Source organism: Nonlabens arenilitoris, assembly GCF_002954765.1.
GTDB classification, from domain to species: Bacteria; Bacteroidota; Bacteroidia; order Flavobacteriales; family Flavobacteriaceae; genus Nonlabens; species Nonlabens arenilitoris.
Window position 1 is genome coordinate 2,238,828 of record NZ_MTPW01000001.1, and the last position, 26,958, is coordinate 2,265,785.

25 protein-coding genes are annotated in these 26,958 nt (G+C 35.7%); 11 read left to right on the forward strand and 14 right to left on the reverse strand.

The features are described 5' to 3' along the window. Positions 1-27 precede the first annotated feature (27 nt). Both BST92_RS09830 and BST92_RS15440 read left to right on the forward strand, forming a co-directional pair. The gene (locus tag BST92_RS09830) at positions 28-1,245 is read left to right on the forward strand and encodes a sugar transferase (RefSeq protein ID WP_342747853.1); all 1,218 of its coding nucleotides are present in this window, start codon (positions 28-30) and stop codon (positions 1,243-1,245) included. Beyond that, positions 1,242-1,418 (forward strand): sugar transferase, encoded by a 177-nt coding sequence (locus BST92_RS15440; RefSeq protein WP_342747854.1) that lies wholly within the window; start codon positions 1,242-1,244, stop codon positions 1,416-1,418. The genes BST92_RS09830 and BST92_RS15440 overlap by 4 nt, the downstream gene beginning before the upstream one ends. 88 nt (positions 1,419-1,506) lie before the next feature. Here the strand turns inward: BST92_RS15440 and lnt are convergent, their stop codons facing one another. Together lnt and BST92_RS09840 are read right to left on the reverse strand one after the other, a co-directional pair. Next, a complete protein-coding gene (gene lnt, locus BST92_RS09835) occupies positions 1,507-3,114 on the reverse strand; it encodes an apolipoprotein N-acyltransferase (RefSeq protein ID WP_105071293.1) in 1,608 nt (535 codons plus the stop codon). Between the two features lie 29 nt (positions 3,115-3,143). After that, positions 3,144-4,226, reverse strand: coding sequence for a putative type IX sorting system protein PorV2 (locus tag BST92_RS09840; protein WP_105071294.1), 1,083 nt, complete (start codon positions 4,224-4,226; stop codon positions 3,144-3,146). Positions 4,227-4,335: 109 nt separating this feature from the next. Between BST92_RS09840 and BST92_RS09845 the strand changes: the two genes are divergently transcribed. Further along, positions 4,336-5,091, forward strand: a complete 756-nt coding sequence (locus tag BST92_RS09845) for a CDP-alcohol phosphatidyltransferase family protein (RefSeq protein WP_105071295.1) — start codon at positions 4,336-4,338, stop codon at positions 5,089-5,091. 9 nt (positions 5,092-5,100) lie between these two features. Here BST92_RS09845 and lptB read toward each other — a convergent pair whose 3' ends face one another. Further along, a complete protein-coding gene (gene lptB, locus BST92_RS09850; protein WP_105071296.1) occupies positions 5,101-5,847 on the reverse strand; it encodes an LPS export ABC transporter ATP-binding protein in 747 nt (248 codons plus the stop codon). A gap of 153 nt (positions 5,848-6,000) precedes the next feature. On the opposite strand from lptB, the gene BST92_RS09855 reads away from it, so the two are divergent. The 6 genes from BST92_RS09855 (at position 6,001) to BST92_RS09880 (ending at position 9,446) form a co-directional block, all read left to right on the forward strand. Then, positions 6,001-6,231 (forward strand): hypothetical protein, encoded by a 231-nt coding sequence (locus BST92_RS09855; protein WP_105071297.1) that lies wholly within the window; start codon positions 6,001-6,003, stop codon positions 6,229-6,231. Continuing rightward, positions 6,231-6,809: a phosphatase PAP2 family protein gene (locus BST92_RS09860; protein WP_211292472.1), complete on the forward strand. Its 579-nt coding sequence runs from the start codon at positions 6,231-6,233 to the stop codon at positions 6,807-6,809. The genes BST92_RS09855 and BST92_RS09860 overlap by 1 nt, the downstream gene beginning before the upstream one ends. A 13-nt stretch (positions 6,810-6,822) precedes the next feature. After that, positions 6,823-7,272: an OsmC family protein gene (locus BST92_RS09865; RefSeq protein ID WP_105071298.1), complete on the forward strand. Its 450-nt coding sequence runs from the start codon at positions 6,823-6,825 to the stop codon at positions 7,270-7,272. A gap of 99 nt (positions 7,273-7,371) precedes the next feature. Beyond that, positions 7,372-8,229 carry a YHYH protein gene (locus BST92_RS09870; protein WP_105071299.1) on the forward strand — a complete coding sequence of 286 codons (858 nt, stop codon included), beginning with the start codon at positions 7,372-7,374 and terminating at the stop codon, positions 8,227-8,229. 22 nt (positions 8,230-8,251) lie between these two features. Further along, on the forward strand, positions 8,252-8,800 hold the full coding sequence (locus tag BST92_RS09875; protein ID WP_105071300.1) for a toxin-antitoxin system YwqK family antitoxin: 549 nt from the start codon (positions 8,252-8,254) through the stop codon (positions 8,798-8,800). Next, on the forward strand, positions 8,721-9,446 hold the full coding sequence (locus BST92_RS09880) for an SCO family protein (RefSeq protein WP_211292473.1): 726 nt from the start codon (positions 8,721-8,723) through the stop codon (positions 9,444-9,446). Before BST92_RS09875 ends, BST92_RS09880 begins: the two co-directional genes overlap by 80 nt. 7 nt (positions 9,447-9,453) lie before the next feature. Here BST92_RS09880 and BST92_RS09885 read toward each other — a convergent pair whose 3' ends face one another. The 3 genes from BST92_RS09885 to BST92_RS09895 all read right to left on the reverse strand — a co-directional run bounded on the left by BST92_RS09885 (position 9,454) and on the right by BST92_RS09895 (position 14,732). Next, complete coding sequence (locus tag BST92_RS09885) at positions 9,454-10,077, reverse strand: MarC family protein (protein ID WP_105071302.1); 624 nt, start codon at positions 10,075-10,077, stop codon at positions 9,454-9,456. Positions 10,078-10,225: 148 nt separating this feature from the next. Next, positions 10,226-12,532, reverse strand: a complete 2,307-nt coding sequence (locus BST92_RS09890; RefSeq protein WP_105071303.1) for an acyl-CoA dehydrogenase family protein — start codon at positions 12,530-12,532, stop codon at positions 10,226-10,228. A 340-nt stretch (positions 12,533-12,872) separates the two neighbouring features. After that, the gene (locus tag BST92_RS09895) at positions 12,873-14,732 is read right to left on the reverse strand and encodes a M1 family metallopeptidase (RefSeq protein ID WP_105072244.1); all 1,860 of its coding nucleotides are present in this window, start codon (positions 14,730-14,732) and stop codon (positions 12,873-12,875) included. Between the two features lie 484 nt (positions 14,733-15,216). Between BST92_RS09895 and BST92_RS15355 the strand changes: the two genes are divergently transcribed. Further along, entirely contained in the window at positions 15,217-15,351 is a 135-nt protein-coding gene (locus BST92_RS15355; protein ID WP_281257001.1) for a hypothetical protein, read from the forward strand. Between the two features lie 479 nt (positions 15,352-15,830). Here BST92_RS15355 and meaB read toward each other — a convergent pair whose 3' ends face one another. The 8 genes from meaB to BST92_RS09940 all read right to left on the reverse strand — a co-directional run bounded on the left by meaB (position 15,831) and on the right by BST92_RS09940 (position 24,507). Continuing rightward, positions 15,831-16,844: a methylmalonyl Co-A mutase-associated GTPase MeaB gene (gene meaB, locus BST92_RS09905; protein WP_105071305.1), complete on the reverse strand. Its 1,014-nt coding sequence runs from the start codon at positions 16,842-16,844 to the stop codon at positions 15,831-15,833. Beyond that, entirely contained in the window at positions 16,845-17,264 is a 420-nt protein-coding gene (locus BST92_RS09910; protein ID WP_105071306.1) for a hypothetical protein, read from the reverse strand. Between the two features lie 308 nt (positions 17,265-17,572). After that, positions 17,573-20,971, reverse strand: coding sequence for a preprotein translocase subunit SecA (gene secA / locus BST92_RS09915; protein ID WP_105071307.1), 3,399 nt, complete (start codon positions 20,969-20,971; stop codon positions 17,573-17,575). 121 nt (positions 20,972-21,092) lie between these two features. Beyond that, positions 21,093-21,314: a DUF2795 domain-containing protein gene (locus tag BST92_RS09920; RefSeq protein WP_036581376.1), complete on the reverse strand. Its 222-nt coding sequence runs from the start codon at positions 21,312-21,314 to the stop codon at positions 21,093-21,095. 152 nt (positions 21,315-21,466) lie between these two features. After that, positions 21,467-22,039 carry a cob(I)yrinic acid a,c-diamide adenosyltransferase gene (locus BST92_RS09925; protein ID WP_105071308.1) on the reverse strand — a complete coding sequence of 191 codons (573 nt, stop codon included), beginning with the start codon at positions 22,037-22,039 and terminating at the stop codon, positions 21,467-21,469. Between the two features lie 321 nt (positions 22,040-22,360). Next, on the reverse strand, positions 22,361-22,708 hold the full coding sequence (locus BST92_RS09930) for a carboxymuconolactone decarboxylase family protein (protein ID WP_105071309.1): 348 nt from the start codon (positions 22,706-22,708) through the stop codon (positions 22,361-22,363). Next, complete coding sequence (gene tatC / locus BST92_RS09935) at positions 22,701-23,540, reverse strand: twin-arginine translocase subunit TatC (protein WP_105071310.1); 840 nt, start codon at positions 23,538-23,540, stop codon at positions 22,701-22,703. The genes BST92_RS09930 and tatC overlap by 8 nt, the downstream gene beginning before the upstream one ends. A 1-nt stretch (position 23,541) precedes the next feature. Beyond that, on the reverse strand, positions 23,542-24,507 hold the full coding sequence (locus BST92_RS09940; RefSeq protein WP_105071311.1) for a KpsF/GutQ family sugar-phosphate isomerase: 966 nt from the start codon (positions 24,505-24,507) through the stop codon (positions 23,542-23,544). Positions 24,508-24,593: 86 nt separating this feature from the next. Between BST92_RS09940 and recQ the strand changes: the two genes are divergently transcribed. Beyond that, the gene (gene recQ, locus BST92_RS09945; protein ID WP_105071312.1) at positions 24,594-26,789 is read left to right on the forward strand and encodes a DNA helicase RecQ; all 2,196 of its coding nucleotides are present in this window, start codon (positions 24,594-24,596) and stop codon (positions 26,787-26,789) included. The last annotated feature ends 169 nt before the right edge of the window (positions 26,790-26,958 follow it).

Below are 26,958 nucleotides of genomic sequence, written 5' to 3' on the forward strand. Positions count from 1 at the left end.
CTTATCTTTAGAGCCCCAATTTGAACAATGTCCCAACCAGGTTCTATACATTTTGAAATTTCTGAACGTAAGGTATTGCTGCGTATTATAGATATAGCGGTCGTTTTAGGTGCGCTTCATCTTATAGGTACAGTGTTTAATTTTGATTATTTCAAAATTAATGAGGAACATTGGTTATGGATTATCATATTGGGTGGATATCTATTGTTTTTTGCAACGGTATTTGAACTGTATCATTTACAACGTGCTAGTCGTATTACCTCTACTTTAAGAGGTGTGGTTTTTACCAGTTCGATGACCTCTTTAGTCTATCTATTGACACCTTTTTTAACTCCTTCTTTACCAGAAAATAGATTGCAGATTTTATATTTTTATCTAGCAATTACTTTATCACTATTGATATGGCGAGCTTTATATATCAAACTATTTTCTAGTTCTAGATTTTATAAGAATATTTTAATTATCGCTGATGCCAGTGATGCCGCTCAAGTGGCAGAAACATTACAAGAGGCTGATCCTAATTATAAAATTGCTGGTTATATCAATACAGATAGAGAACTTGAAATAGGTCATGATGATCGTATTAGTATCCTGACAATACAACAGGCCAAAGATCGATTAGAAGGACAAGAAGTGAGCGAGATTGTAATTGCATCTTCTAATGTTGAAGGAATTACACCAGAACTTTATGAATGGCTTATCGAGTTAGTAGAAAATGGTTTCTCAGTTAGAGAATATACTCAGATCTATGAAGAAATTACTGATCGTGTACCAGTACAGTATGTAGGTAAAGATTTTTATAAATATTTTCCATTTGCACGTAGTAATCAAAACAAACTTTACATAGTATATCATCGATTGTTTGATCTTTTATGTTCCATACTTGGAATAACATTAGGTGTCGTATTAATACCTTTTATATTAATTGGGAATATCATAGGTAATAGAGGATCATTATTCTACAAGCAAGAGCGTGTTGGAAAGAACCGTAAGACTTTTCAGATTTATAAATTCAGAACAATGGTTGAAAATGCTGAGGTTGATGGAGCTCAATTTGCCACTAAAAACGATAGTAGGATTACATCATTTGGTAGGTTTTTAAGAAAATCACGTCTTGATGAATTTCCTCAATTCTATAATATTATTAAAGGTGAGATGAGTATTATAGGACCAAGACCAGAAAGACCTGTATTTGTAAAACAACTTTCTGAAAAATTCCTTTTTATGAAACAAGGCATGTTGTGAAACCTGGATTAACAGGTTGGGCTCAAGTTAAAACTAAATATGGAGAATCTGAATCAGATAGTTTAAGGAAGTTACAGTATGATCTTTTTTATATTAAACACCGCAGTCTATTCTTAGATGTAAGAATCATTGTCAAAACCTTAAGTACGATTATTTTCTTTAAAGGTCAATAAGTAGTTTATATCACAACTAGAGATAAGATTTGCTAACTTAAATTCTGCTTAGTATCATTCCTTATCTTTAAAGAATCACATCATTTAATTAAGATCTTTTTTTACGACGTCTTGTATGGCCAAATAAAAATGTAAATAGCGCCATGAATATTGCTATTCGTGCTATGTAATCACCATGCTTTACATAAAAGGTGACGTCATTACGTTTTCTAATGGTTCCCTTAATTACACCTTGTTTATCATATTCTAATGATTGAGTGATATTGCCATAATGGTCTATAATTGCACTGATACCAGTGTTAGCACTTCTTGCGATCCATCTTCTGGATTCTATGGCACGTAGTTTAGCCAGACTCAAATGTTGTTGATGGCCTTGTGTATTTCCCCACCAAGCATCATTAGTTATTATGGCAAAAAACTCAGCGCCATTGCCAATGTAATCGGTGACATACTCTCCATAAACTGACTCATAACAAATTATGGGCGCAACTTTAATATCATTTGAAGACTTGAAAACACTACGGTCTTCTTGGGTAGTCTTGGTGGCCACAGTACCTCCTAAATCAATCATAGCATCGCCTAAAATAGGCTTAAGAATATTCTTGTATGGAAAGTTTTCTATACCTACCACTAGCTTAGATTTATGGTATAAGTCTATTGCACCCTTTTGATTAAAAAACATGGCGCTATTATAGTCATTATAATATGTAACGCCATCACTTGCTAGGTTAGTTTGCCTTGTGGCTTGATCTGGATTTTTAAATACATCTACCAGAGAAATTCCACCTAAATAGTTTAAATTAGGATATGATGCATAGCTACCTCTTAAACCTTGTAAAGTAGGATGATAATTGACTTGACTTATTCTTATATTGTCTGCAAACACAGTTTCTGGTGCAATAACAAATTCGGTGGTTTGGGTTAGTTTAGGAACTGTAAGATTTGAAATAAGACGAGCTATTTGCTCATTACCCATTGAATACTTCTCTTCATAAGGGTCTATGTTGGGTTGTACAATAACTATCTCAGTGCCAGGGTTTTTATCTACTTCAAAATAATTAAGGAAAATAATTTGAGATATACCTATGGGAATGAATACCATTAAAGCAAGAGTCACTGATTTTTTAAGGATAGTTTTTATAGTAAAACCTTTTTTAATCAAACTGGAAACTCCATAAAAAAGAACAACGTTCAATGACCATATCCACAACGTACCACCAAAAGTACCTGTGTATTCATACCATTGAATCCAACCTGTATATTCACTAAAACCATTCCCTAAATTGAGCCATGGCCATGAAAAATCCCAATGCAGGTGTAAATATTCAAAGCTTATCCATGAGCAAACTAAAAATGTAAATGCAGCACCTTGAGAAACCTTACTAGCAAACTTATGATAGCACAAAAATACCAGAGCCATTAATAAACTATTCACTAAAACGGCAAACCACATTCCGAATCCTGTAGCTAGATATAACCACCAGGTTGTAGCAATATTCCATATAAAGAAACTGAGATAGGATAGTCCTAGAATTCGCCATCCTTTCAATTTTAAATCAGATTTTCTAATACGACGTTCTGCAAACAGTAATGGTACAAATGCACCTAATAACAGCAAAGGAACCCCATAGGTAGGCCATCCTAACCATAGTAAAATACCGGATAACAAAGCGAGAAGAATACTGGAATACTTCATAAGAAAACGATGCTGCTAAGTTATCAAACTTATCTAGAAAAAGTAGAGAGATCTACCTTTAAAGAAAAAATATTGGAATAAAGCGCCTCGCTAGAATCGCCTATATCTGTCAGTGCGTAATCTACCGCAATGCCTTTGTACTTAAAGCCTATTCCTATATTAGGTTGAAAGTTCACATTATCACTTCCATCGAGTTGTTGCACGTTTTGAAAATTACCGACTCCAGCTCTCACAAAAACTAAATCTGTAAATCCATACTGCAAGCCTAATGCTGGTGTTGCACTTACGGCACTACTGGATATGATATCATTAGTTTGTATAAAGCGCATATTTAAATCAACTTCGGCAGTTAGAATATGGTCGTAGTGAAATGTGAAAGTACGAGCAACACCTATCTGTAATTTAGGTAATGTTATTTCTGTTGTTTCTGGTAAATCTTGATTTTGATTTTCCACGGCTCCTTGTACTTCGGCATATTTTTCTTCATCGATGGTCCAGGTATTATAGGTTGTTGTAATGTCTCTAGCCATAAAACCTAGTTCCCAGTCACCACGTTTAAATTGTGCGCCTACATCAAAGCCAAAACCCCATGCATTTGCAAATTCTCCTATAACTCGTCGTATGACTTTCACATTACCTCCATAACTAAAACCGTCTAATTGTGATTCTCTTGCATAAGAAAATGTGAATGCCCAATCTGCAGTTGAGAATGTAGAAATACGATCATAATTAATATTTCCTTGTTGATCTATTAATTGTGTCGTATTAAGAATATCATCGACTGAAAAACGAATTACTGAAAACCCAAAGGCACTAAAATCATCAATAGGCATTGCAAAAGCACCATAATTGTACTGTGCAATGTTTGCAAAATAGTTGGCATGCATCACACTAATCTCTTGTTCTTGAACTCGCATTAGCCCGGCAGGATTCCAGTAACCAGCATTTACATCTTTTGTGCTAGCAACCACTGCATTGCTCATACCTAATGCAGCTGCATCCACTCCTATATTTAAGAATTCGTTGGAGTAGGCTCTAGAGGTTTGTGAATACGCTTTCGCTAAAGCGAGAACACAACACAATACAATAATAAAATTAGCTTTTCTGGTCATATATAATCGAGCTGCAAATATCTAGGTTTCTCACTAAATAACTAGCAAAAGCCGAGGATATTGCATATCTAGTTGAAACTAGTAGAATATAAATCTGCATATTTGTAACATGAAGAAATGGATTCCCAATTTAATAACGATGTTGAACCTATTGTCTGGTTGCATCGCTGCGGTATATGCTTTTAAAGATGAATTGATTCTTGCCGGTGTTTTTGTGGCGCTGGGCATATTTTTTGACTTCTTTGACGGTCTTGCAGCTAGATTATTAAATGTTTCTAGCGAGCTAGGTACACAGTTAGATTCACTTGCAGATATGGTGACTAGTGGAGTAGTTCCTGGAATTGTAATGTGTCAGTTGCTTGCAGATGCTACAGGTCACTCATCTACCTTGTTTGCTATGGATGGTGATCTGGGATGGAGTAGTGCGACTAGTTTATTTAAAGAAATGACTTTTTTGGGATTCTTAATTACTGCCGCCAGTGGTTATCGACTTGCAAAGTTTAACATCGATACCAGACAGACAGATTCTTTTATAGGTGTTCCTACACCAGCAAACGCTATTTTAATTATTTCGCTAGGTATCATAGCTCAGATGACAACGAGTGATTTGATTTATAACATATTGAATAACCCTTATGCTTTAATAGGTATAACACTATTAAGTTGCTATTTATTAAATGCCGAGCTACCGTTGTTTGCCTTAAAGTTTAAAAGCTTCGGTTGGAAAGGCAACGAGATACGCTGGATTTTTATCGCTATTTGTATAGCTATGATCGTGTTTCTCAAAATATATGCGGTACCGTGTATTATTGTACTTTACATTTTAATGAGTGTGTTCAATAATTTAAAAAACGCAAAGTCCTAACGTGTTTTACTAGTCTGTAAAAAGTTTCTTCTTGCGCAGTTCAAAATTTTGACCTAGATATACTCGTCTTACTACTTCATCTTCAGCAAGTTCTTCTGGGCTACCATGTTTAAGAATATTACCTTCAAACATTAGGTATGTACGGTCTGTTATGGCAAGTGTTTCTTGAACATTATGGTCAGTGATAAGAATGCCTATATTCTTTTTAGTTAACTGCGCGACAATACGTTGAATGTCTTCAACGGCCACTGGATCTACACCTGCAAATGGCTCATCTAGTAATATAAAAGTAGGATTAGTTGCTAGTGCGCGTGCAATTTCAGTACGGCGACGTTCTCCACCACTTAACAAATCACCATTACGATTGCGTCTATCTTCTAGACTAAATTCTTCTAGTAGCATTTCACAACGTTCTTTCTGTTCTTTTTTAGAAAGGTTAGTAAGTTGCAATACACCTAGTATATTTTGCTCTACAGTCAGTTTTCTAAAAATAGAAGCCTCTTGTGCTAGATAACCTATACCATTTTGTGCACGTTTGTACATAGGATATTGGGTGATTTTTTTATCGTCTAGCCATACATCACCACCTGTAGGTTTTACTAGTCCTACAGTCATGTAGAATGAGGTTGTTTTACCAGCACCGTTAGGTCCTAGTAGTCCTACGATTTCACCTTGGTTGACTTCAAAAGAAACACCTTTAACGACTGGTCTACCTTTATAGGACTTCTGTAAATTGTCTGCTCTTAGTTGTTGCATAAAACAAAGATACTTTTTATAATTCTGAATTTAGAATTTCTTAGATTGCACTATTATTAAAAACTAAGTTAAGAGAATTTAGTCTGTCATAAATTGGTTTAAAATATCCTTCTATGATTCTATGCTCTCAACTCATAACTCTTAATTCATAAAATGGCTTTCCCTAGATTTCTTATGGGCGATAACGCTCACCATCCCGAAGATATTTTTGTAGTCCATCTCGATTATCCTCGATTTGTAATTAATTTAAAAGATGATACACTAGAATTTCTTGAAGATATTGAAAAGAAAGATAAAGAAGAACTGGAAGAAGAGACTAAAAACCTTATAGAAGAGGCCAGCCGTTTTTATGACGAGCAGTGTGCTTTATATGATCAAGAGTAATGGAAGATCTCATACAGCTAGACTGGGACATGATGCTTTTCCTCAATGATTGGGGAAATGATACTGTTGATTTAATATTTAACATCATTACTTATAAGTTCTATGCCATTCCTCTATACTTATATCTTCTTTATATATTGTATAAAAAACTCCCTAAACGTGAATTAATTATTGCGCTTATAACCATAGCAATTCTAGTCGCAGTAAGTGATCAAGTAGCGATGCTTTTCAAAAACACATTAGTCCAGCGATTAAGACCTTTTAGAGAACCTGCATTAGATGGTTTAATTTCTAAGGTAGGTAAAAGTGGAGGAACCTTTGGTTTTTATAGCGGTCATGCTAGTAATGCTATGGCACTTGCTGTGTTTATGTGGCAAATGCTTAAAAAATCACATAAAACCATAGGAGTCTTACTTTTTATATGGGCTGTTCTAGTGGCTTATAGTCGTGTTTATCTTGGAGTACATTATCCTGGAGATGTTTTGATGGGTATGTTTATGGGGACTGTTATAGGGTGGCTATGTTATCGATTATACGCTTTCGCGAAAGCGAAATATACACCAGCTTCTTCTTCTTGATAAACTCTATCCAATGAAAAAAGATTTTACCTTTGAGGTAGCAACTTTATGGAAGAAAGGGCAGTTTGAAAATCCTAAAACTCATATTTCTCAAATCGCAGGAAAAAAAGATATGATAATATCTGCCGCTCGAGAGTTTAAAGGAGATGAGTGTCATTATAATCCCGAAGACTTTTTATTAAACGCGCTCTCTTCTTGCCATATGATGTCCTATTTCTATGTGTGCCAGCAGTATGGGATAGAGATTTTGGAATATAGTGATAAGGTGACAGGTACATTATTATTAAATGATAATGCTAGTGGTGCTTTTCAAAAAATTGTCCTTCAGCCCAAAGTAATAATTTTGGATGTTGATCAAGTAACATTAGCTACCAGTTTGCATAATCAAGCGCACCAGTTATGTTTTATAGCAAATTCTGTCAAGTTTGAAGTTGAAATAAAGCCGATTATAGAAACTCGTTAACATTTTTTTAAGAGCTCATTAAACTTTTAGATTTTTTAATAGTCTAAGTTTTAAATTAATAAACAGTGCTTTAAATGAAAGCGCATAACTCTTAAATGTATGAATCAATCAAAAATTAAATTACTCCTTACTTATATAGGAATTGCGGTAATGTGTACCGCAGGAGTTTACTCTTGTACGTCTAGCGATGACGATAATGGTAATGATACTGATGACGGAAGCGGTAATGGTACGACAGAGTTACACGCAGCTTTTGCAGAGTTTGATACCAGTAATGTCACTATTATGATGAGTGGCACATCTTCTGTAAATATAGAGACTAATGGTATGCCTAACCATACATCACCTTACTGGTCTAGTACAAACGTACGTTCTATAACAGGTCCTAATGGTAACGTGGTAGTAACTGGTCCTGCAGCTACTGATCATCCATTATATGTAGATCCAGTTGTTACAAGTGGAGATCAAATGGCACCAGGAAACATAGACGATTTTAATGGTTCATTTTCTTTAACTGTTCCATCTAGTCCAACGCTAGCCAGCAATTCATCAGCTACCGGATTAGGAGCTATAGGTATTGCAATTAGTGGTTCAGTTATTTATAATGATGAAGAAGGACCTAACGTACCGCTGGATAGTGCTGTAGGATCTTTAGATTATACGGCGGCACACACAGGACCACAAAGTTATCATTATCACTTAGAACCTAAAGCTTTCTCTGATGATGATGATGCATTAGTTGGTATTATCAGTGATGGTTTCTTTATTTATGGTAGAAAATGTGCTTCTACAGGAACATATCCTACTGATCTAGACGCATCTGGTGGTCATACTTCTATTACACAGCACACGACAACTGCAGAGTATCATTACCATATACAAAATACGGTTTACTTAAATCAATATTATATCATATTCCCTGGCGATTATCAAGGCACACCTAATAACATACAGTAGTATATTAATCTTATTACTTTTAATGGGCTGTAAAACAGATCCAAATCATGTTGTATTAACGACTGAAAAGTTAGAGATTGATATAGCTCAATTAGATTTAAGACCTAATGAAGGGCTCATGTATTATAACGATGAGCCTTTTACAGGTTTTTCTATAACAAGTTATCCTAATGGTATAGTTGCACAAAGGATTCAATATCTTAATGGATTACGTCATGGATTATATGAAAAGTGGTTTGTTGATGGTACTTTGAGTTTTCAATCCCAGTATGAGAATGGATTACAACATGGAGCGTCTATATCTTGGTGGAAAAATGGTCACAAACGTTCTCAAAGTAATTTTGAGAATGGTATAGCTCAAGGTGCTCAATTTCAATGGTATACTAATGGATCTATTTTTAAAGAAATACAATTGATTGATGGACGTGAGCAAGGCATGCAAAAATCTTACCGACAGAATGGTAAATTATATAATAATTATGAAGCTAAAAATGGCAGAATCTTCGGACTCAAAAAGGCAACACTTTGCTTCTCTCTCGAGAATCAAGAGATCGTTACTGATACTTTGTAATATTATTTTAATTATCAGTTGTGGCTCAAAAGAACAAAATACTAATACTGTAGTAGACCAGGTAGAAAGTAGAGTAGAGGAATTGCCCTATTATAATGAGGCTAATTTTACACCACGTTGGTTCTCAAAAGACAGTGACTCGCTTAAGGACTTTCATAGTATACCTGATTTTTCTTTTATCAATCAAGAAGGTGATATTATCACACAAGATTACTACAAGGATAAAATATATATCACTGATTTCTTTTTTACTGTGTGTCCTGGTATATGTCCAGCAATGACCAAAAATATGAGTCGCCTTCAAAGTGAATTTTTAAATGATAGTGAAGTATTATTACTATCACATTCAGTGACACCAGATTATGATACACCTGCTGTTTTAAAAGATTATGCTCAACGCATGGGTGTCAACGCTGCAAAATGGAATCTAGTTACTGGTGATAAAGAGCTTATTTATAATCTAGGTAGAAATCATTATTTTGTGGAAGAAGATCTAGGAACAACTAAAAATGTTAATGATTTTCTACATACTGAAAACTTCATTCTAATAGATAAAAATAAACGTATTCGTGGAATATATAATGGATTAAATAAAGCCTCAGTAAATCAACTAATAGCAGATGTGAAGACCTTACAAGCTGATTAAGAGGTTTCTAATTCAAAACTTCAAATGACAATTTCAAACCTGAAATTATCATACTAGTTCCTATTATGGCAATGATTAATCCCATTAATTTTCCAATTACTGAAATGACATTGTCACCTATCTTTTTTGCAATAACATCACTTAATGAAAACGCGATGTAATTGAGCAAGCACATTAAGGCAAATACTACTATAATCACAGCAATACTCATGTATGATGAGGTGTTTGCTACAAAGTTAGTTGCCGTTACAATAGTACCAGGACCCGCCAAAATAGGTATTGCTAGTGGTGAAATAGCAATGTTTTCATCATAATTAACGGTTTTAAGTCTCTTAATATTGGACTTTTTTGACTGTAACATTTCAAAACCTACAAAGAATATTAAAATTCCACCTGCGATTTTAAATGCTGGGATAGTAATACCAAAAAGCTCAAAAATATAATTTCCTAACAGCACAAATGTGGTCACGATTATAAAAGCTACAATAACGGCTTTTAAATTTATTCTTTGCTTTGTTTCTTTATCTGCACCATCAGTTAAGGTTAAAAAGATAGGCATATTAGAAATAGGATTCATAATAGCAAAAAAGCCAGTGAATACAGTAAAGGCAAAGGTTAATAGATCTTCCATTAATATTTTTAATGTGTCAGTATACAACGTGTTAGGACAGTTAACAGATGATTAGCTGCCTTATTTTAATCATGCAATAATAAACAAAATACAGGTCTATGCTTGTGGACAGTTCAAGCATTGAATGATTTTTATATCATAAAAAGATTTAATAAAACTTCAAAGCAGTTGCTGTCATGTGTTTAGGTATATCAAACGCATCTACCAGATACTGGCTCTCATTCTTTAATTCTTTACACAATTTTTGAACGAGCTTGTTAATGGCGAGTGATTTTGAGCCTGAGATATAATCATGTTCTAGATACCAGCCTTTATTTTCTTCTATACGATGCAATGCATAAAGGTTTTTTAATGAGGTAAGTATATCTTTTACGCTTTTGTTTTCCTGTTCTTCAATCTTTGCGATAAATCTTTCTAAAACAATACGGTCAATATAAGCGCTTGCCATATCTATTAAGTGCACTTGAGTGTCTAGAAAAGCGTCATAGCTATCCACACCATTTTTAATTTTCTTATTTAATCTCATTGCTAGTGAACGTAGAGAGTATTCCTCGCGATAAGTAAAAGCACTGAGTTGAAAATCATTTTCTAATAAATGATCTTCTGATGTGTCTCTAGTTACTAGTGGATTCAATTCACTCAAATTTGTGGAGGCTATATTTGAAATGTATTTTAAAGTGTCCCACCAGTCCATACGACCAAATTGCTTTTTGAAATAGGTCAAACGACTTTTGGCGGTAAGTTGTAACAATACCGTATTGTCTCCTTCAAATGTGGTAAAAATGTCAGTATCTGCTTTTAATCGATCAAAGTACATCTCGCTTAAATATCCTTTTCCTCCACAAGCTTCTCGACAAGTTTGAATCGTTTCAGTAGCATTCCATGTGCTTAACGACTTCAATCCAGCGGCTAGAGCTTCCATTTGTTGAGCGTCGTGATTTAAATCACTAGTGTATTCTCTCAATAAGTGCTCATGCGCGATGTCATATGCATAAGCATTTGCTATAAGTGGCATTAACTTTTTTTGATGTGTTGGGTAATCCATTATTGATTGCTCCTCTTTCCCTGGTGGACCAAACTGTTTGCGATCTAAGGCAAAATAAACAGCCATATTTAAAGCTTTCTTGGAAGCAGTATTTCCAGCAATAGGGACACAAAGCCTTCCACCAACTAAGGTTCCTAACATAGTAAAGAAACGTCTGGACGAGCTACTTATAGGACTGGTGTATTGTCCTTCTTCATCTACATCACCAAATTTGTTGAGTAAATTTTCTTTTGGGATTGTAACCTTATCAAAATGTAATGTCCCATTATCTACACCATTAAGCCCCATTTTATGACCATTATCGCCTATCGTAATTCCAGGCATAGTTTCACCTTGTTTATTTCTAATGGGAACTAAAAAAGCATGTATTCCATATTCTTCCTCATCCACGATAAGCTGTGCAAAAACAGTTGCCATTTGAGCATGCATAGCAGCGTTACCTATATATGTTTTTCTATCATTTTGTGTTGGTGTATGAATAATAAATGATTGATCATCTGGTTGGTAAGTAGCCGTAGTTTGTAAAGCTTTTACATTGCTGCCATGGTGCATTTCTGTCATTGCAAAACAGCCAGGTAAAGCCATCGTACCTATGTCTATTAAATACTTATCGTGATGATAATTAGTACCTAAAGATTCTACACTACCACCGAACAACCCAAAATGTACACCGAATTTTATTGTTAGACTCAAATCATATTTTGCTATTTCTTCAAATACAGAAGCATATTGCACCATGGAATCAGATCCTCCATAAGCAGATGGATAAGCAAGTTTACCTAGTCCAGCATCAGCAAGTTCTTGAGTCCATTGCAATACTTTTTCTCTTCTGGTAAATAAATCATCGTTGTGACTTTCAATCTCTACCTTATGTGGATCTAGAATACTTTGTACTTTATTCTTTATGTCGGTATTTCCATGTTGTAGTAAAGTCTTTAAAGCCTTGGAATATGGGGCTTCAGACCTTTTTAAATTAGAATCTACCTTAAATAATGCAGGATTAAAATCATCTATAAATCGTATAGCTTCATGACTTGAAACACCTAGGTAATTTTCAATTTGCTGTAACGACTGTTTTGTCTTTTCATTTGCCCATTCTTCTAGGTTTGGTTTTTTAGCCAGTACCGTTCCTAGAGAATATAAATCTTGTTTTTCACTTAAGTCCAGCACATCAGCATGCTGTTTTATATACTTTTTCCAATAAACTAATTCTCTTGCAGATGGTGGATGACTAGGGTCTAGCCACTTTGAAATCAGTTGTTTTGTTGCGTCAGTGATGGTGTTGTTATCATCAATCTGATTTTTTATATAATCGATTTCATGTTTTTCTAATATACCATCAGCCCATGCGATATACAATAAAGGTAGAAATGGTAAAAGAGAATCTTGAATGTTAATGGAAGTTTTCATGTTACTTAATTTGTAAATCGCTTGTTTAACTGGTAGTAAGATACTTTGCTATTCTATATTATTAGCCTTATAAAATCTTAAAACTATTAGTAGATTTTAAATAGCATCGTATCGATCCTTTCCGACTCTCGGCGATGCTAAGAGCCACCTTTCCCATCTCAGAAATTTGCCTTAACAAATTATCAGGGATCAAGGAAAGGAGTTTTAATAAACAGAGATTTAAATAAACTCCTCGCCTTAGATCCTGCATCCGACGAGCTTTTTCAGCGAGAGGAATGCATAGGTGGGATTTCGCAGAAATCTCGGAGTGGTTGAAAGATGCTAGTTTTGACAAAAACCCCTAATCCATTCTCAATAGCTCATCCACCGTATTTGCCGTGACACTGTGGTAGTTGCCTCTTGCGGTTTTATAAATTTCTTTGGCTTCTTCTATTCGTTCCGCTTTCGCGAAAGCGGAAAATAAAGTAGTTACATACCAGCGACGTCCTACCGTATTTAAAAACTCAGCGATTTTTGTGTCGACATTGTTGTCATGGTAATTGTTCAAAATAGATTGCTCATACCAAACCATGGTGATGTAAGAATTGGTTGAATTGGTAAAGTCAAAGATGTTATCCAATTGTTGCATTTGCGCAGCAGAAATGTCGGTTGGAAAATTACGAATGAAGTGCACCCATTCTTGTGGTGTCCAGTTTGCTGTTGCAGCCACATCGATCTCGTTAGTGGCAATAAAGTCATTCAATGTTTTTTCTACGTTTGTGAAAGCGTCCGATTGAATAACGGCAGCGTTATCAGGAATTCCAGGCTGGTAAATCCATTCCTCAGTATTGAACGTGATGTTGTTTTTCTCTAGCAAATTCTCGTTGAGGTAAGTGATAAAATCTTCAGTGTTTGTGGTAGAAAAGGCATTCTTTTTAAAATAGGATTTTAAGAATGTATCCATGTTGTCACGTCCTACTTTTTCTTCTAAAGTTCTTAAAAATAAATAGCCTTTATCATAAGCGATGCTGTTCATTCCATCATCTGGATTACGACCTTTTAGATCCAGTTTTAGTTTGGTGTCATTAGGAGTTTCTTTCATTCCTTCTATTTCATCTTCAAGATCTTGTCTACCTATTAAGGCGAGCATATTAGCACGGTCTTTTCCGTATAATGCTTCCATAATGCGGATTTCAAAATAAACGGTAAAACCTTCATTAAGCCAGAAATCATTCCATGTTGCATTGGTCACCAAATTACCAGACCAAGAATGAGCCAACTCATGTGCCACAAGAGATGTCAAACTCTTATCGCCTGCAATAACCGTAGGAGTTGCAAAGGTCAATCGCGGATTCTCCATTCCACCGAAAGGAAAACTAGGTGGCAACACAATCACATCAAACTGTTCCCAGTCGTAATCTCCATATAGATTCTCTGCTGCAACAACCATTTTTTCCATATCTGAGAATTCTTCATGGACTTTTGCAAGCATGGACTTCTCGGCATAAACACCAGTACGTTCACTTATCTCTTTGTATTCTATATCTCCTACAGCAAGAGCAATTAGATAAGCCGGAATAGGCTGTACCATTTTGAAATTGTAAACACCATTTTTATTCTTTTCCTTAGGATTCTCCGCACTCATTACAGCCATCAATTCTTGAGGAACTTTTACAGTCGCATCATAAGTAATACGTATTTGCGGACTATCCTGAATAGGAATCCATGTGCGTGTCAATATAGCCTGACCTTGTGTAAATAAAAACGGATGGGCCTTGTCTGCCGTTTGTTGAGCAGTGAGCCATTGTAAGGCTTCTGTTTTTGCCGTGGTAGAGTAGGTGATGGCTATTTGCTTAGTGTCATCTTTAATTTGAATAGTCAAAGGTTGCCCTAATGATTCATCAAATTCACCCAACTCAAATTCAGTTGTTTCGCCATTTTGAGTAACTCGTTCAATTTCTAAAAATTTACTGTCTAGAATAATTGTTTTTGAGCCATTATTCTTAATATCATAAGTTGCGGTACCGCTTATCAATTGGCTTTCAAAATCTACATTGATGTCCAAATCTAGGTGTTTTATTATCGCATCATTAGGTTGTGCGTAGGAATGTGGTTCTTCTGTGTAGGGTTTAGAAGCTATTTCAGATTCAGTTTGTTTTTTTTCTTGGCAACTTGTTAAGATGATGACTATCGCTAGAAAAAGGAAAGCACTTTTTTTCATGTGTGGGATTTTGATAGTGCTAAGATAAGATTCTGTTGTTTGAAAAAAGTAATGTCGCATTAACAACGCTAAGTTTGTGGGCACGCGTTGTAAACGCTCGCTATTCTGGGTTTGAGAATGATTATAGAGTTACTTAATTACTATGAAAACCTATTGAAATTAAATTTAATTTTTCTTCTTTGTTTTCTTCTTTGTTTTCTTCTTTGTTTTCTTCTTTTCAAGCATAAAACTTTTGGAGTTACTTATAAAACCACTAAGGATAGACCCAATTAGGAAAAAAATAAAGACTTGACAAATTTGGATTGTTTGAGGTAAAAATGAAACAGGTTTTATATTGCTTAAAATAAATCCAGTAAAAGAATCTATCCAAACATCTCTATAGCTTACATAGGATATCGGATTCTTTCTGTATTCAATAAGGTTCTTTCTTCTTTCGAGCTTGTCGTTTATTGACGTTTTAATATTGTCTCTAACTACATTTAGTGTGGCTAGTTTATCATTAGAGTATTTGGAATATATTCTTAATGGAGTTTTTAATGGACGTGGTATTCCGCCACCACCTAATGACGATCTTAATCGTTCTGCTTTAGGTATTTCTAATTTAAATTTATCTATATAAATTAGTGTGTCTGTTTCATTATATAAAATAGAAGTGTCTAGTAAAATCGGTTCTTCAGTTTTGAGTAATGTCTCCAGTACTTCAAAATCATCAACCAGTTTTATTTCTTCATCGATTATCCTAGTTTGATACTCTAAAAAATCAGCATTATATGAATAGTTTTTTTATCTAATTCAAACAATACTAAATGGGTAATTGGAAAAAAAACTGTTATCAAACTTATTAAAAAAAGGATCTTGAATGAATTTCTGTATTTATTTTTATAACACTGGTAAGTAATTATGTAAACAGCAAGAAGAGTAATAAAAAATATAATCATGATGATTATTGAATTGCTACTTTGAACAAGAAATGGTAACATTAGCATAATGGCTATGTACATTACAACCATTGAGTCTTCTGTTATAAACTTTTTCATCTTCTTTTGCATAAATAAAGTAGTATATTTTCCATAATGAAAGCACGTTTTTCCTAAACAATCACAACCCCAACAATTCCCCAGCCGCGTCAAAAGGACTTTTCTTTTTACTTAAAACTTCCTGTTCTAGTACAGCGAGTTTTGCAATCACTTCTGGTCGGTTATAGAAATTAGTTTTGATAGCGTCTTCTATGGTCTGATGGAACCAGTACAATTCTTGTGCGTTGCGTTTATTGGTAAAGCTTTGGTTATCGGTAGCGTGTGTTTTATAGTTGTCAATTTCTTCTATGACTTCTGTAATTCCTACACCATTTAATCCACTACAAGTCAGTACTTGTGTAGGCCAGCCGTGGTCTTTTTGTGGCATGAGGTGAACAGCGTTTTTGAATTCGCGTCTTGCGTGCTTTGCGGCGGTTTGATTCTCGCCATCGGCTTTATTGATGATGATGGCATCAGCCATTTCCATAATGCCGCGTTTTATGCCTTGTAAATCGTCGCCAGCGCCAGCGAGTTTGAGTAATAAGAAAAAGTCGGTCATGGAATGGACTGCGGTCTCGCTCTGTCCTACGCCTACGGTTTCTACAATGATAAAATCATATCCTGCGGCCTCACATAAAATAATCGCCTCGCGTGTTTTGCGTGCCACGCCGCCTAATGTTGTTCCTGCTGGGCTAGGTCTTATGAAGGCTCGGTCGCTTTTGACCAATTCTTCCATGCGTGTTTTGTCACCCAAAATACTGCCTCGTGAGATATTGCTCGATGGATCTATGGCAAGTACGGCGACTTTTTTACCGCGTTCTATGAGTTGTCTTCCCAGCGATTCTATAAAGGTAGATTTTCCCACACCTGGTACACCAGTAATTCCTAATCTAAAGGATTTTCCAGACTCTGTTAAGGCTTGTTTTATAATCGCTTTCGCGAAAGCGGAATCACCACTAGCGGTACTTTCTACCAGAGTTATCGCACGACTTAACGCACTTACCTGACCAGCAAGTAAGTCCTTAAAAAGTGAATCGACATCAACAGTTCCTTTCTTACGTCGTGCTCGAGGATTTATATGTGAATTAGTGACCAATTATGCTTTTTGTGTGTGTTTTATTGCAAGAGTACCACCTATGTAGGCCATTGGGATATATGCCAGTGCGATATCCATAATGGTGAACCATATAGGACCTGGCAGCATCATATTTACAGCGATACCACCGATGAGAAAAAAGACACCTATTCCCATCGCAAATTTCATTTTGTGAGTAGCAGCAAGACGCGCTGCTATGTAAGCACCTACCAAGGTACCTAAAGCATGGGCTAAAAATGGAAAGATAAAATTTTCAACACCAAAATCAGGCATCGCTTTTTTTAGAGCTTCCATATCGCTTACATCCACACCTTCAATTGGGACTACAATATTGCCCAGTTCGATAAATCCCATGTTAACGACGTTACCTATGACTACTCCAGCGAGTACGGCTAGAATGTTTTTTACAATTGGATTCATAATGGTTGGTTTTTAAGATTTAAAAATAGTAATAATAGTTTTTACAGCAGTAAAAGCTCTTAGGTTTTCAAGCTTTCTGACTATCACATTGTTGGGCATGTTTCATTTCTTAATAGTATAGTGCCCTTATTGAAGTATGAGTTAAATTCAAAATTATGGCAGTTTGCGTTTGTAGAAGATTAATGTTTATTGAAAACTGATAGCTATTTTGAGTGCTACTATATGAATTTTATTATAAAATAAAAAAAGCCTTACTAAACAGCAAGGCATTTTTGAAATTATCTTTTCGCGTAAGCGTAATTTAAAAACTATCGTTCTAGAACCCATTCTCCTTTATTAATCAAAGGGATAGCGGCTTTATACTTCACTTCTTTAGTCTCGCCGTTCATTACATTCTTAATAGTGACTTTATCATTACGACCTATCTTAGGCTGGTCACGAGTAATGGTTTCAGTTACTGGTGGACGTTGTCCTGCGTTACTTGCTCCAGCTCCTACAGCACGGTTTTGTGCAGCACGTTCATCACTGTTTAAGATTTCTTCTTTTTGTGTAGTAGTTTTTTCTGCCTTACGTTGTTCTGCTTCTTGAATAGCTGCAGTGTCACGTGTAGGTAAATCACCCTTAAACATAAAGCTGATTACTTCTTTATTTACCTTATCAACCATTTTTTTGAAAAGCTCAAAAGCTTCAAACTTATAGATTAATAATGGGTCTTTTTGCTCGTGAACGGCTAGTTGAACACTTTGCTTTAATTCATCCATCTTGCGCAAGTGCGTTTTCCAAGAATCATCGATAATGGCCAGTGTAATGTTCTTTTCAAAATCAAGGACTAATGATTTTCCTTGAGATTCATAAGCCTTATCTAAATCTGTAGCAACGTTTAAAGTTTTTATTCCATCTGTAAATGGTACGGCGATGCGCTTGTACTGGCGCTCGTCATTTTCATATACATTTTTGATGACTGGATACACCTCTGTAGCGGTGCGTTCCATTTTTTCTTTATAATGCTGGTAAGCTGCTTTATAAACTATACCGGTAATGGTTTGCTCGTTTTTAGAACCGAATTCTGCTTCAGAAACTGGGCTACTCATTGAGAAGTAACGCATGATTTCAAATTCAAAGTTTTTATAATCTTGAGCTTGTTTATTAGTCTCGGTAACAACCTCGGCAATATCATAGACCATGTTTGCAATATCTACTGCAAGACGATCTCCAAACAAAGCATTATAACGACGCTTGTAAATCACTTCACGTTGCGCGTTCATCACATCATCATATTCTAGTAAACGCTTACGTACACCGAATGCGTTTTCTTCTACTTTCTTTTGAGCACGTTCAATAGACTTAGAAATCATAGAATGCTGAATTACTTCGCCTTCTTTCATTCCTAATCTGTCCATGGTTTTTGCCATGCGCTCAGAACCGAAGAGTCTCATTAAGTTATCCTCGAGAGAAACATAGAATTGAGAGCTTCCTGGATCACCTTGACGACCAGCACGACCACGTAATTGTCTATCTACACGACGTGAATCATGACGCTCTGTACCTATAATGGCAAGACCACCAGCGGCTTTTACTTCGTCAGACAATTTAATATCTGTACCACGACCAGCCATGTTAGTAGCAATAGTAATCTGTCCTGGATCACCAGCTTGTGCTACAATCTCTGCCTCGCGTTTATGCTGTTTTGCATTCAGTACGTTATGATCAATTCCTGCACGTTGTAAGGTGCGACTTAAAATCTCAGATATCTCAACTGAAGTTGTACCTATCAATACTGGACGACCAGCTTGTTTTAAACGTGTTACTTCTTCTATAACAGCGTTATATTTTTCACGTTTTGTTTTATAAACTAAATCCTGACGGTCATCACGAGCGATAGGCCTGTTAGTAGGTATTTCTACTACGTCCAGTTTATAGATTTCCCAGAATTCTCCTGCTTCTGTTACCGCTGTACCTGTCATACCAGATAGTTTGCGATACATACGGAAGTAGTTTTGTAATGTAATGGTAGCAAAGGTTTGTGTCGCATCTTGAATTTTTACATTCTCTTTTGCTTCAATCGCCTGGTGTAGTCCATCGCTATAACGACGACCATCCATAATACGACCCGTTTGCTCATCTACAATCATTACTTGCATTTCTTGCACGATACCATTAGGTGTGCGTTTCTCATGCGGTTGTACGACATACTCAGTATCTTTTTCAAATAGCGTATACGCTTTAAGTAACTGGTTTAATGTATGTACACGTTCTGATTTTATAGAAAATTCACGGAAAAGATCTTCTTTTGCTTCTGCTTGTTCTTCAATACTTAAACCTGAATTTTCAATCTTACCTATTTCCATTCCCATCTCAGGCATGACAAAGAAATTAGGGTCATCCTGTCCAGATAGGTAATCGATACCTTTATCAGTAAGTTCTACTTGATTATTCTTTTCATCAATAACAAAGTAAAGAGCCTCATCTACTTTAGGCATCTCACGATTGTTATCTTGCATATAGAAATTCTCTGTTTTTTGAAGAAGAGTTTTAATTCCTTCTTCACTTAAGAATTTAATAAGCGCTTTATTTTTAGGCAATCCTCTATAAACACGCAATAATTGCATTCCGCCTTCCTTAAGGTCACCATCAGCAATTAATTTCTTTGCTTGTGCAAGGGTTTTAATCAACTCTGTACGCTGGGCTTGTACAATACTTTCTACAGGAGCTTTAAGGACATCAAACTCTTGACGGTCACCTTCTGGAACTGGTCCTGAGATAATTAATGGAGTACGTGCATCGTCAATAAGAACAGAATCTGTCTCATCAATAATCGCATAATTATGACGTCTTTGAACTAGATCTTTAGGACTGTGCGCCATGTTATCGCGCAGGTAATCAAATCCAAATTCGTTATTAGTTCCATAAGTGATGTCTGCGTTGTAGGCATTTCTACGCTCTTCAGAATTAGGTTTGTGATAATCGATACAGTCGATCGTTAAACCATGAAATTCAAATAATGGACCTATCCATGCCCCATCACGTTTTGCGAGATAATCATTTACAGTTACTACATGAACACCATTACCTGAAAGTGCATTAAGATAAACAGGTAAGGTCGCTACAAGGGTTTTACCTTCACCAGTTTGCATTTCGGCGATTTTCCCTTGATGTAATGCAGCACCACCTATAAGTTGTACATCGTAATGGATCATGTCCCATACGATAGGTTTACCAGCGGCGTCCCATGAATTTTGCCATATGGCGTCATCACCTTCTAAGCTTACATAGTCTTTATTTGCAGATAAAATTCGGTCTTGTTCAGTTGCTTTTACTCGGATTATGCTATTGTGGAAAAATCGTTTTGCAGTTTCTTTTACAACTGCAAAGGCCTCAGGTAATAATTCATTTAAAGCAACTTCACCTTGCTCATAAGCTACATCTTCTAGCTTATCGATTTCATTATAGATATCTTCACGCTTATCAATATCATTTTCATTATCTGCATCAGCTTTTAGGGCTGTGATTTTTGCCACAGTATCTGCTTTGGCAAGAGCTATTTTTTCTTTAAACTCTACAGTTTTATGCCTTAATTCATCAATAGAGAGTTTCTCCATAGACGGCTCAATAGCTAAGATTTTATCAACTAAAGGTCGAATATCTTTGATGTCTTTTTTGGCTTTATCGCCTACAAATACTTTAAGTACGGAATCTAATAGTCCCATTATGTGGTTATTTAATTGGTTTATAGTGGTTTATAAAAACACACGTTCCAGTTGCAATATCTAAAAATTAAGGCAAAAAAAAAGTCTCTAAGCGAGACTTTTTATGCAGCGATTACCGCTATTAATATTCGTCCTCATTCCAGAGGTAGTCATCGTCTGTAGGGTAGTCAGGCCAGATCTCTTCAATAGAGTCGTACATTTCACCTTCATCTTCAATTGCTTGAAGGTTTTCTACCACTTCCAGAGGAGCACCTGTGCGAATAGCGTAATCAATAAGTTCGTCTTTCTCAGCAGGCCAAGGTGCGTCACTTAAATAAGATGCTAGTTCTAATGTCCAGTACATAGTTTTACCGTTTTAATTTTTGCAAAAATAAACTTCTTGTGAATTTATGCAAGTTATTTTTTAATTAATGATATCAAGATTTACAAGAGCGTGTAAGCTTTTGAGAATCAAAATGTTTTTGCTGAAAAATACTCTTCAGTTGCCCCACGTTTTTAATACTTCTTTGGGATCCATTTGATTTCTTCTGCTTGTAGGTCTTGTGACAATTTACGTGCCAAGACAAAAAGGTAGTCAGATAGTCTATTTAAATACTTTAAAACTTGAACATCAATGGGTGATTGAGCGTGGAGTTCGGCCGCAAGTCGCTCTGCACGACGGCACACAGTACGTGTTATGTGACAAAATGACACAGATTGATTGCCGCCAGGTAAGATAAAGTGAGTCATAGGTGGTAACTCTTTATCCATGGCATCCATTTCCTTTTCAAGCAGTTCTATTTTCTCATCATTAATTTTAGGGATATTTAATCGCTCTTTACCATTTTTTAAAATTAATTTTTCGGGATCTGTTGCCAGTATGGCACCTGCCGTAAATAAATCATCTTGTATTTGAATTAAAACGCCCTTTGTGTGTTCATTTACTGGTTGATCTCTTATAAGACCTATCCATGAGTTTAATTCATCTACAGTACCATAACTATCGATACGTAAATTATGCTTAGGAACTCTTGTCCCACCAAATAGTGCTGTAGTTCCTTCATCACCTGTTTTAGTATATATTTTCATATTATGATATAGTTAGGTTAAATGTTATATGATTAAGGCTATTCAATATCCCTAGTTGTTCTATTTTCTTTAAGTCTAGCTTTTAAACTTTTGCGATAGCCCTTTTTTTTCTAGTCGTAACTTACGATTCTTATTACTCAACCAAATGAAAAAAAGATCCCAGCAAATCCAAAAATTCCCCAGTAAAACATGATATAGCTTTTGCTCAAATATAAAATAGAGCAATCAGAATAGCCAATTTAAATTTGTAATGATTAAAAAAAGACCTCTATCCTTTAATAGGGTAGAGGTCTTTGTAATCTTTTAGTCATTACAAGAAGCTTAGGCTTGTTTCTCAACAGCATCCCAGTACTCGTATGCACGTCGTAAGTGTGGAATAACTATAGTTCCACCTACTAGTGTTGCGATTGAGAGTGCTTCTACAACCTCTTCTTTAGACAGGCCAGCTTTGTGACTTGCTTCTAAGTGGTATTTTACACAATCATCACATCGTAATACGGTACTAGCGACTAGTCCTAGTAATTCTTTAGTTTTTTTATCTAAAGCACCTTCTGTGAATGCATTAGTATCTAAATTAAAGATACGTTTGATAATCTTATTGTTGTCTTCAAGAATGGCATCGTTCATTTTTTCACGATACTCATTAAATTCTTCTACGATATTACTCATTGTTTAATGCAGCTAATTTCTGTTTGCGTTTATTTCTAAGTACAAACATCGATATAAAAATGCTTAGCTCATATAAAATTAACACAGGTATAGCAACTATAACCTGACTTTGTATATCTGGAGGCGTTATTACGGCCGAAATAATAAGTATAAGAACTAATGCGTACTTGCGATATTTTCTCATTCCTTGAGGTGTACATAGGCCTATTTTAGTTAAAAAATACACGATAACTGGCAATTCAAACATGAGTCCGCAGGCGAGAACACTTGCTCTTATTAATGCAATATAGCTTTGTAAATCTGGCTCAAATTTAATTCCGTCGCTCAAGTCATATGTGGCTAGAAAATGTACTGATAAAGGAGCAATTAGATAATAGCCAAATACAACACCTAAAAAGAATAAAATAGAGCTTATGATAATAAAGCCGCTAGAATATTTGCGTTCATTTGCTTTAAGACCAGGTGATATGAATTTCCAAAATTGCCATAATACCCATGGAAACGCAGCTACAAAACCTACCGTGATAGATGTCCATACATGTGCGCTGAAAAGATCAGACATTTTGCGGGACTGAGGCATGAAATCTAATTTAGGATCACAAAATTCACTTTCTACACCTATAAACCGGCCTATGTCACAAAACGCGCCATAAGTCACAAAATCCTTGCTCTTAGGTCCAAAAATAATGGTGTCAAAAATAAATTCAGTAAAAATAAAAGCAACAATTGCAGCGATAAGAATACCTAGTATAGAACGTATGAGTGACCAGCGCAGCTCTTCTACGTGGTCTAGAAATGACATATTATTAGGGTCTGCCTTTTTACGTGCCATGTTATAAAATTCCTTCTCTAATTAAATCATGTATATGTACCACTCCAGCATAGCCGTTATCATCTACAGCAACTAGTTGAGAAACATTATACTCTTCCATTACCTCACGTGCTTGCACAGCCATATCGTCTGCAGCGATGGTTTTAGGTGATGTAGTCATAATGTCTGCAGCGGTAAGGCTGTCTATGTCTTTACCTGTGGAAAGCATACGTCTTAAGTCTCCATCAGTTATGATGCCTGTTAACTTAGAGTCGTCTACAACCACGGTCATACCTAGTCGGTTTTCTGATATGTTGACAATCACCTCTCTTAGTGAACTTGTAGAGCTTACTTGAGGTTTTGTGTTTTGTTCAATAAGTTCTTGAACTCTCAAATATAATTTTTTGCCCAACGCGCCACCAGGATGATAGCGAGCAAAATCTTTATCTGTAAATCCTTTTAGTTCTAATAAACAAATAGCTAGTGCATCACCTACTACTAGTTGTGCTGTAGTACTAGTTGTAGGAGCAAGTCCATTAGGACAAGCCTCTTCTTCTATAGGTGCGTGTAGTACAAAATCTGCTTCTTTACCTAAAAATGAGTCTCTATGACTAGTAATAGCGATTAATTTATTTTCAAAATTTTTAATTAAAGGAACTAAAACTTTAATCTCTGGAGTGTTTCCACTTTTTGAAATACAGATCACAACATCATTTTTTTGAATAATCCCTAGATCTCCATGTATCGCATCTGCCGCATGCATAAAAATAGCAGGTGTGCCTGTCGAATTCATTGTGGCTACAATCTTCATCGCTATTATGGCACTTTTACCTATACCAGTAATAATGACTCTACCTTGAGCAGTGTGGATATGATTTACCGCTTTCGCGAAAGCGGAATCCAAACTATTTTCAAGGTTTTTAACGGCCGCAGACTCTATACGAATCGTGCGTTTTGCTACTTCTAAAATATTATTCTCAGTGTCCAAAAAAGTTAATTGTTTTTTATGGTTTGTAGAAAAAGATAAAAATCGTAAATTTCAAGTTACAAAGATAAGTAAAACGTATCAGCCCCATGCCAGAATCGTCTATAGGACTAGAGGAACAATTAAAGAAGTATTTCGGCTTTGACCAATTCAGAGGATTACAGAAAAAAGTAATCACATCACTCCTTAATAAGGAAGATGTTTTTGTAATAATGCCTACCGGTGGTGGGAAATCACTGTGTTATCAATTGCCAGCATTAATGCAAGAAGGAACTGCTATTGTAGTTTCTCCTTTAATAGCCTTAATGAAAAATCAAGTCGATGCCATAAGAGGTATCAGTGACCATGATGGAGTAGCTCATGTATTGAACTCTTCATTATCAAAAACAGATGTGCAACAAGTAAAAGATGATATCTCAAATGGTATTACAAAACTGCTCTATGTCGCACCTGAGTCACTTACTAAAGAAGAGTATGTAGACTTTTTGAAAGGAGAAAAAATATCTTTTCTCGCAGTTGATGAAGCACACTGTATCAGTGAATGGGGACACGATTTCAGACCAGAGTATCGTAACCTGCGCAAGATTATAGACCGTATTGATGAGCGCATACCTATTATAGGGTTAACAGCGACAGCAACACCTAAGGTACAAGAGGATATTCTTAAAAACTTACAAATATCTGACGCGACAACATATCAAGCCTCTTTTAACAGGCCCAATTTATTTTATGAAGTACGTCCTAAAACAGCTCAAGTAGATGCTGATATTACTAGGTTTATAAAACAACATGAAGGTAAAAGTGGTATTGTATACTGTCTATCTCGTAAAAGAGTAGAAGAACTAGCACAGGTATTACAGGTAAATGGTATAGATGCTGTGCCTTATCATGCAGGACTAGATGCAAAGACTAGAGTATTGCACCAGGATAAATTCTTAATGGAAGATTGTGACGTGGTTGTAGCAACTATTGCCTTTGGGATGGGAATTGATAAGCCTGATGTGCGTTTTGTAATCCATCATGATATACCTAAAAGTATAGAGTCCTATTATCAAGAAACCGGTCGAGCAGGTCGTGACGGTGGAGAAGGACACTGTCTTGCTTACTATTCTTATAAAGATATTGAAAAGTTAGAGAAATTTATGGCTGGAAAGCCTATTGCCGAACAAGAAATAGGGCATGCTTTACTTCAAGAAATGGTAGGATATGCTGAGACTAGTATGAGTCGTAGGCAATTTATATTACATTATTTTGGTGAAGAGTTTGATCCCGCAACTGGTGAAGGTGGTGATATGGATGATAACATGCGTAATCCGAAACCTCAAAAAGAAGCCGTTGATGATGTTAAAAAGTTGATACATGTTATAGGAGCTGCTGGTCAGCGATACAAAGCAAAAGATATAGTTAATATAATAATAGGTAAGACTAATGCGATGATAAGTTCGCATAAGCTGGATCAACACGACTTTTTTGGTAGTGGAAAAGATAAAGAACCTACTTACTGGATGGCACTTATCAGGCAAATTCTAGTAGCGCAGTATATAAAGAAAGATATAGAGTCCTACGGAACTTTAAGATTACTCAAAGCTGGTAAAGAATTTTTGAAAAACGGTAAGTCATTTATGATGACTGAAGACCATACTTACCCAGAGAATGCGAGTACAACTGTAATTGCTGCCGGGCAAGGTGGTGCTGTAGATACGGCACTTGTTAAAATGTTAAAAGAACTACGCAAGAAAGTAGGTGCTCAGAAAAATGTCCCTCCATATGTTGTTTTCCAAGATCCTTCACTAGATGATATGGCTACTAAGTATCCTATCAATATGGAAGAACTGGCAAACATACATGGCGTAGGAGAAGGAAAGGCAAAAAAATACGGCGCAAAGTTTATTGAGCTCATTCAACGATATGTAGAAGATAACGATATAACCAGACCAGATGATCTTATTATTAAATCTACTGGATCTAAATCTGGAAACAAACTCTATTTTATCACGAGCATTGATCGCAAATTAAGTTTTGATGACATAGCTAGCGCAAAGGGTATGGAGATTGATCAATTAATTGAAGAATTAGAAAGTATTGTTTATAGCGGGACACGACTTAATGTAGGCTATTGGATTGATGAAATACTAGATGAAGATCAACAAGAAGAATTACATGACTATTTCCTAGAATCAGAATCTGATAAAATAGAAGATGCGATGGAAGAATTTGACGGTGATTATGAAGAAGAAGAAATACGATTATATCGCTTAAAATTTATTAGTGAAGTGGCAAACTAGTTGTACATACTTTATAGAATGATTTAAAACGCTCTTATTTATAAGGGCGTTTTTTTATGGAATGGTTTTTTTAGTTTACTTTAAAACAAGGTAATCACCACGATATAAGGGTTTTATAAGCTGGTATGTCATATTCTACGCAAACGTTTGCGTAAATGGCACGGCATTT

Bases quoted from the DNA above. Each gene is read 5' to 3' on its own strand.
- BST92_RS09855 (WP_105071297.1), top strand. From the start codon at position 6,001: ATGGCTTTCCCTAGATTTCTTATGGGCGATAACGCTCACCATCCCGAA.
- BST92_RS09920 (WP_036581376.1), bottom strand. From the start codon at position 21,314: ATGTACTGGACATTAGAACTAGCATCTTATTTAAGTGACGCACCTTGG.
- BST92_RS09895 (WP_105072244.1), bottom strand. From the start codon at position 14,732: ATGAAAAAAAGTGCTTTCCTTTTTCTAGCGATAGTCATCATCTTAACA.
- BST92_RS09830 (WP_342747853.1), top strand. From the start codon at position 28: ATGTCCCAACCAGGTTCTATACATTTTGAAATTTCTGAACGTAAGGTA.
- BST92_RS09840 (WP_105071294.1), bottom strand. From the start codon at position 4,226: ATGACCAGAAAAGCTAATTTTATTATTGTATTGTGTTGTGTTCTCGCT.
- BST92_RS09880 (WP_211292473.1), top strand. From the start codon at position 8,721: ATGGCAGAATCTTCGGACTCAAAAAGGCAACACTTTGCTTCTCTCTCG.
- BST92_RS09930 (WP_105071309.1), bottom strand. From the start codon at position 22,708: ATGAGTAATATCGTAGAAGAATTTAATGAGTATCGTGAAAAAATGAAC.
- lptB (WP_105071296.1), bottom strand. From the start codon at position 5,847: ATGCAACAACTAAGAGCAGACAATTTACAGAAGTCCTATAAAGGTAGA.
- BST92_RS09865 (WP_105071298.1), top strand. From the start codon at position 6,823: ATGAAAAAAGATTTTACCTTTGAGGTAGCAACTTTATGGAAGAAAGGG.
- recQ (WP_105071312.1), top strand. From the start codon at position 24,594: ATGCCAGAATCGTCTATAGGACTAGAGGAACAATTAAAGAAGTATTTC.
- BST92_RS09890 (WP_105071303.1), bottom strand. From the start codon at position 12,532: ATGAAAACTTCCATTAACATTCAAGATTCTCTTTTACCATTTCTACCT.
- BST92_RS09925 (WP_105071308.1), bottom strand. From the start codon at position 22,039: ATGAAAATATATACTAAAACAGGTGATGAAGGAACTACAGCACTATTT.
- BST92_RS09870 (WP_105071299.1), top strand. From the start codon at position 7,372: ATGAATCAATCAAAAATTAAATTACTCCTTACTTATATAGGAATTGCG.
- tatC (WP_105071310.1), bottom strand. From the start codon at position 23,540: ATGGCACGTAAAAAGGCAGACCCTAATAATATGTCATTTCTAGACCAC.
- lnt (WP_105071293.1), bottom strand. From the start codon at position 3,114: ATGAAGTATTCCAGTATTCTTCTCGCTTTGTTATCCGGTATTTTACTA.
- BST92_RS09860 (WP_211292472.1), top strand. From the start codon at position 6,231: ATGGAAGATCTCATACAGCTAGACTGGGACATGATGCTTTTCCTCAAT.
- secA (WP_105071307.1), bottom strand. From the start codon at position 20,971: ATGGGACTATTAGATTCCGTACTTAAAGTATTTGTAGGCGATAAAGCC.
- BST92_RS09875 (WP_105071300.1), top strand. From the start codon at position 8,252: ATGGGCTGTAAAACAGATCCAAATCATGTTGTATTAACGACTGAAAAG.
- BST92_RS09845 (WP_105071295.1), top strand. From the start codon at position 4,336: ATGAAGAAATGGATTCCCAATTTAATAACGATGTTGAACCTATTGTCT.
- BST92_RS09910 (WP_105071306.1), bottom strand. From the start codon at position 17,264: ATGAATCCAATTGTAAAAAACATTCTAGCCGTACTCGCTGGAGTAGTC.
- BST92_RS09885 (WP_105071302.1), bottom strand. From the start codon at position 10,077: ATGGAAGATCTATTAACCTTTGCCTTTACTGTATTCACTGGCTTTTTT.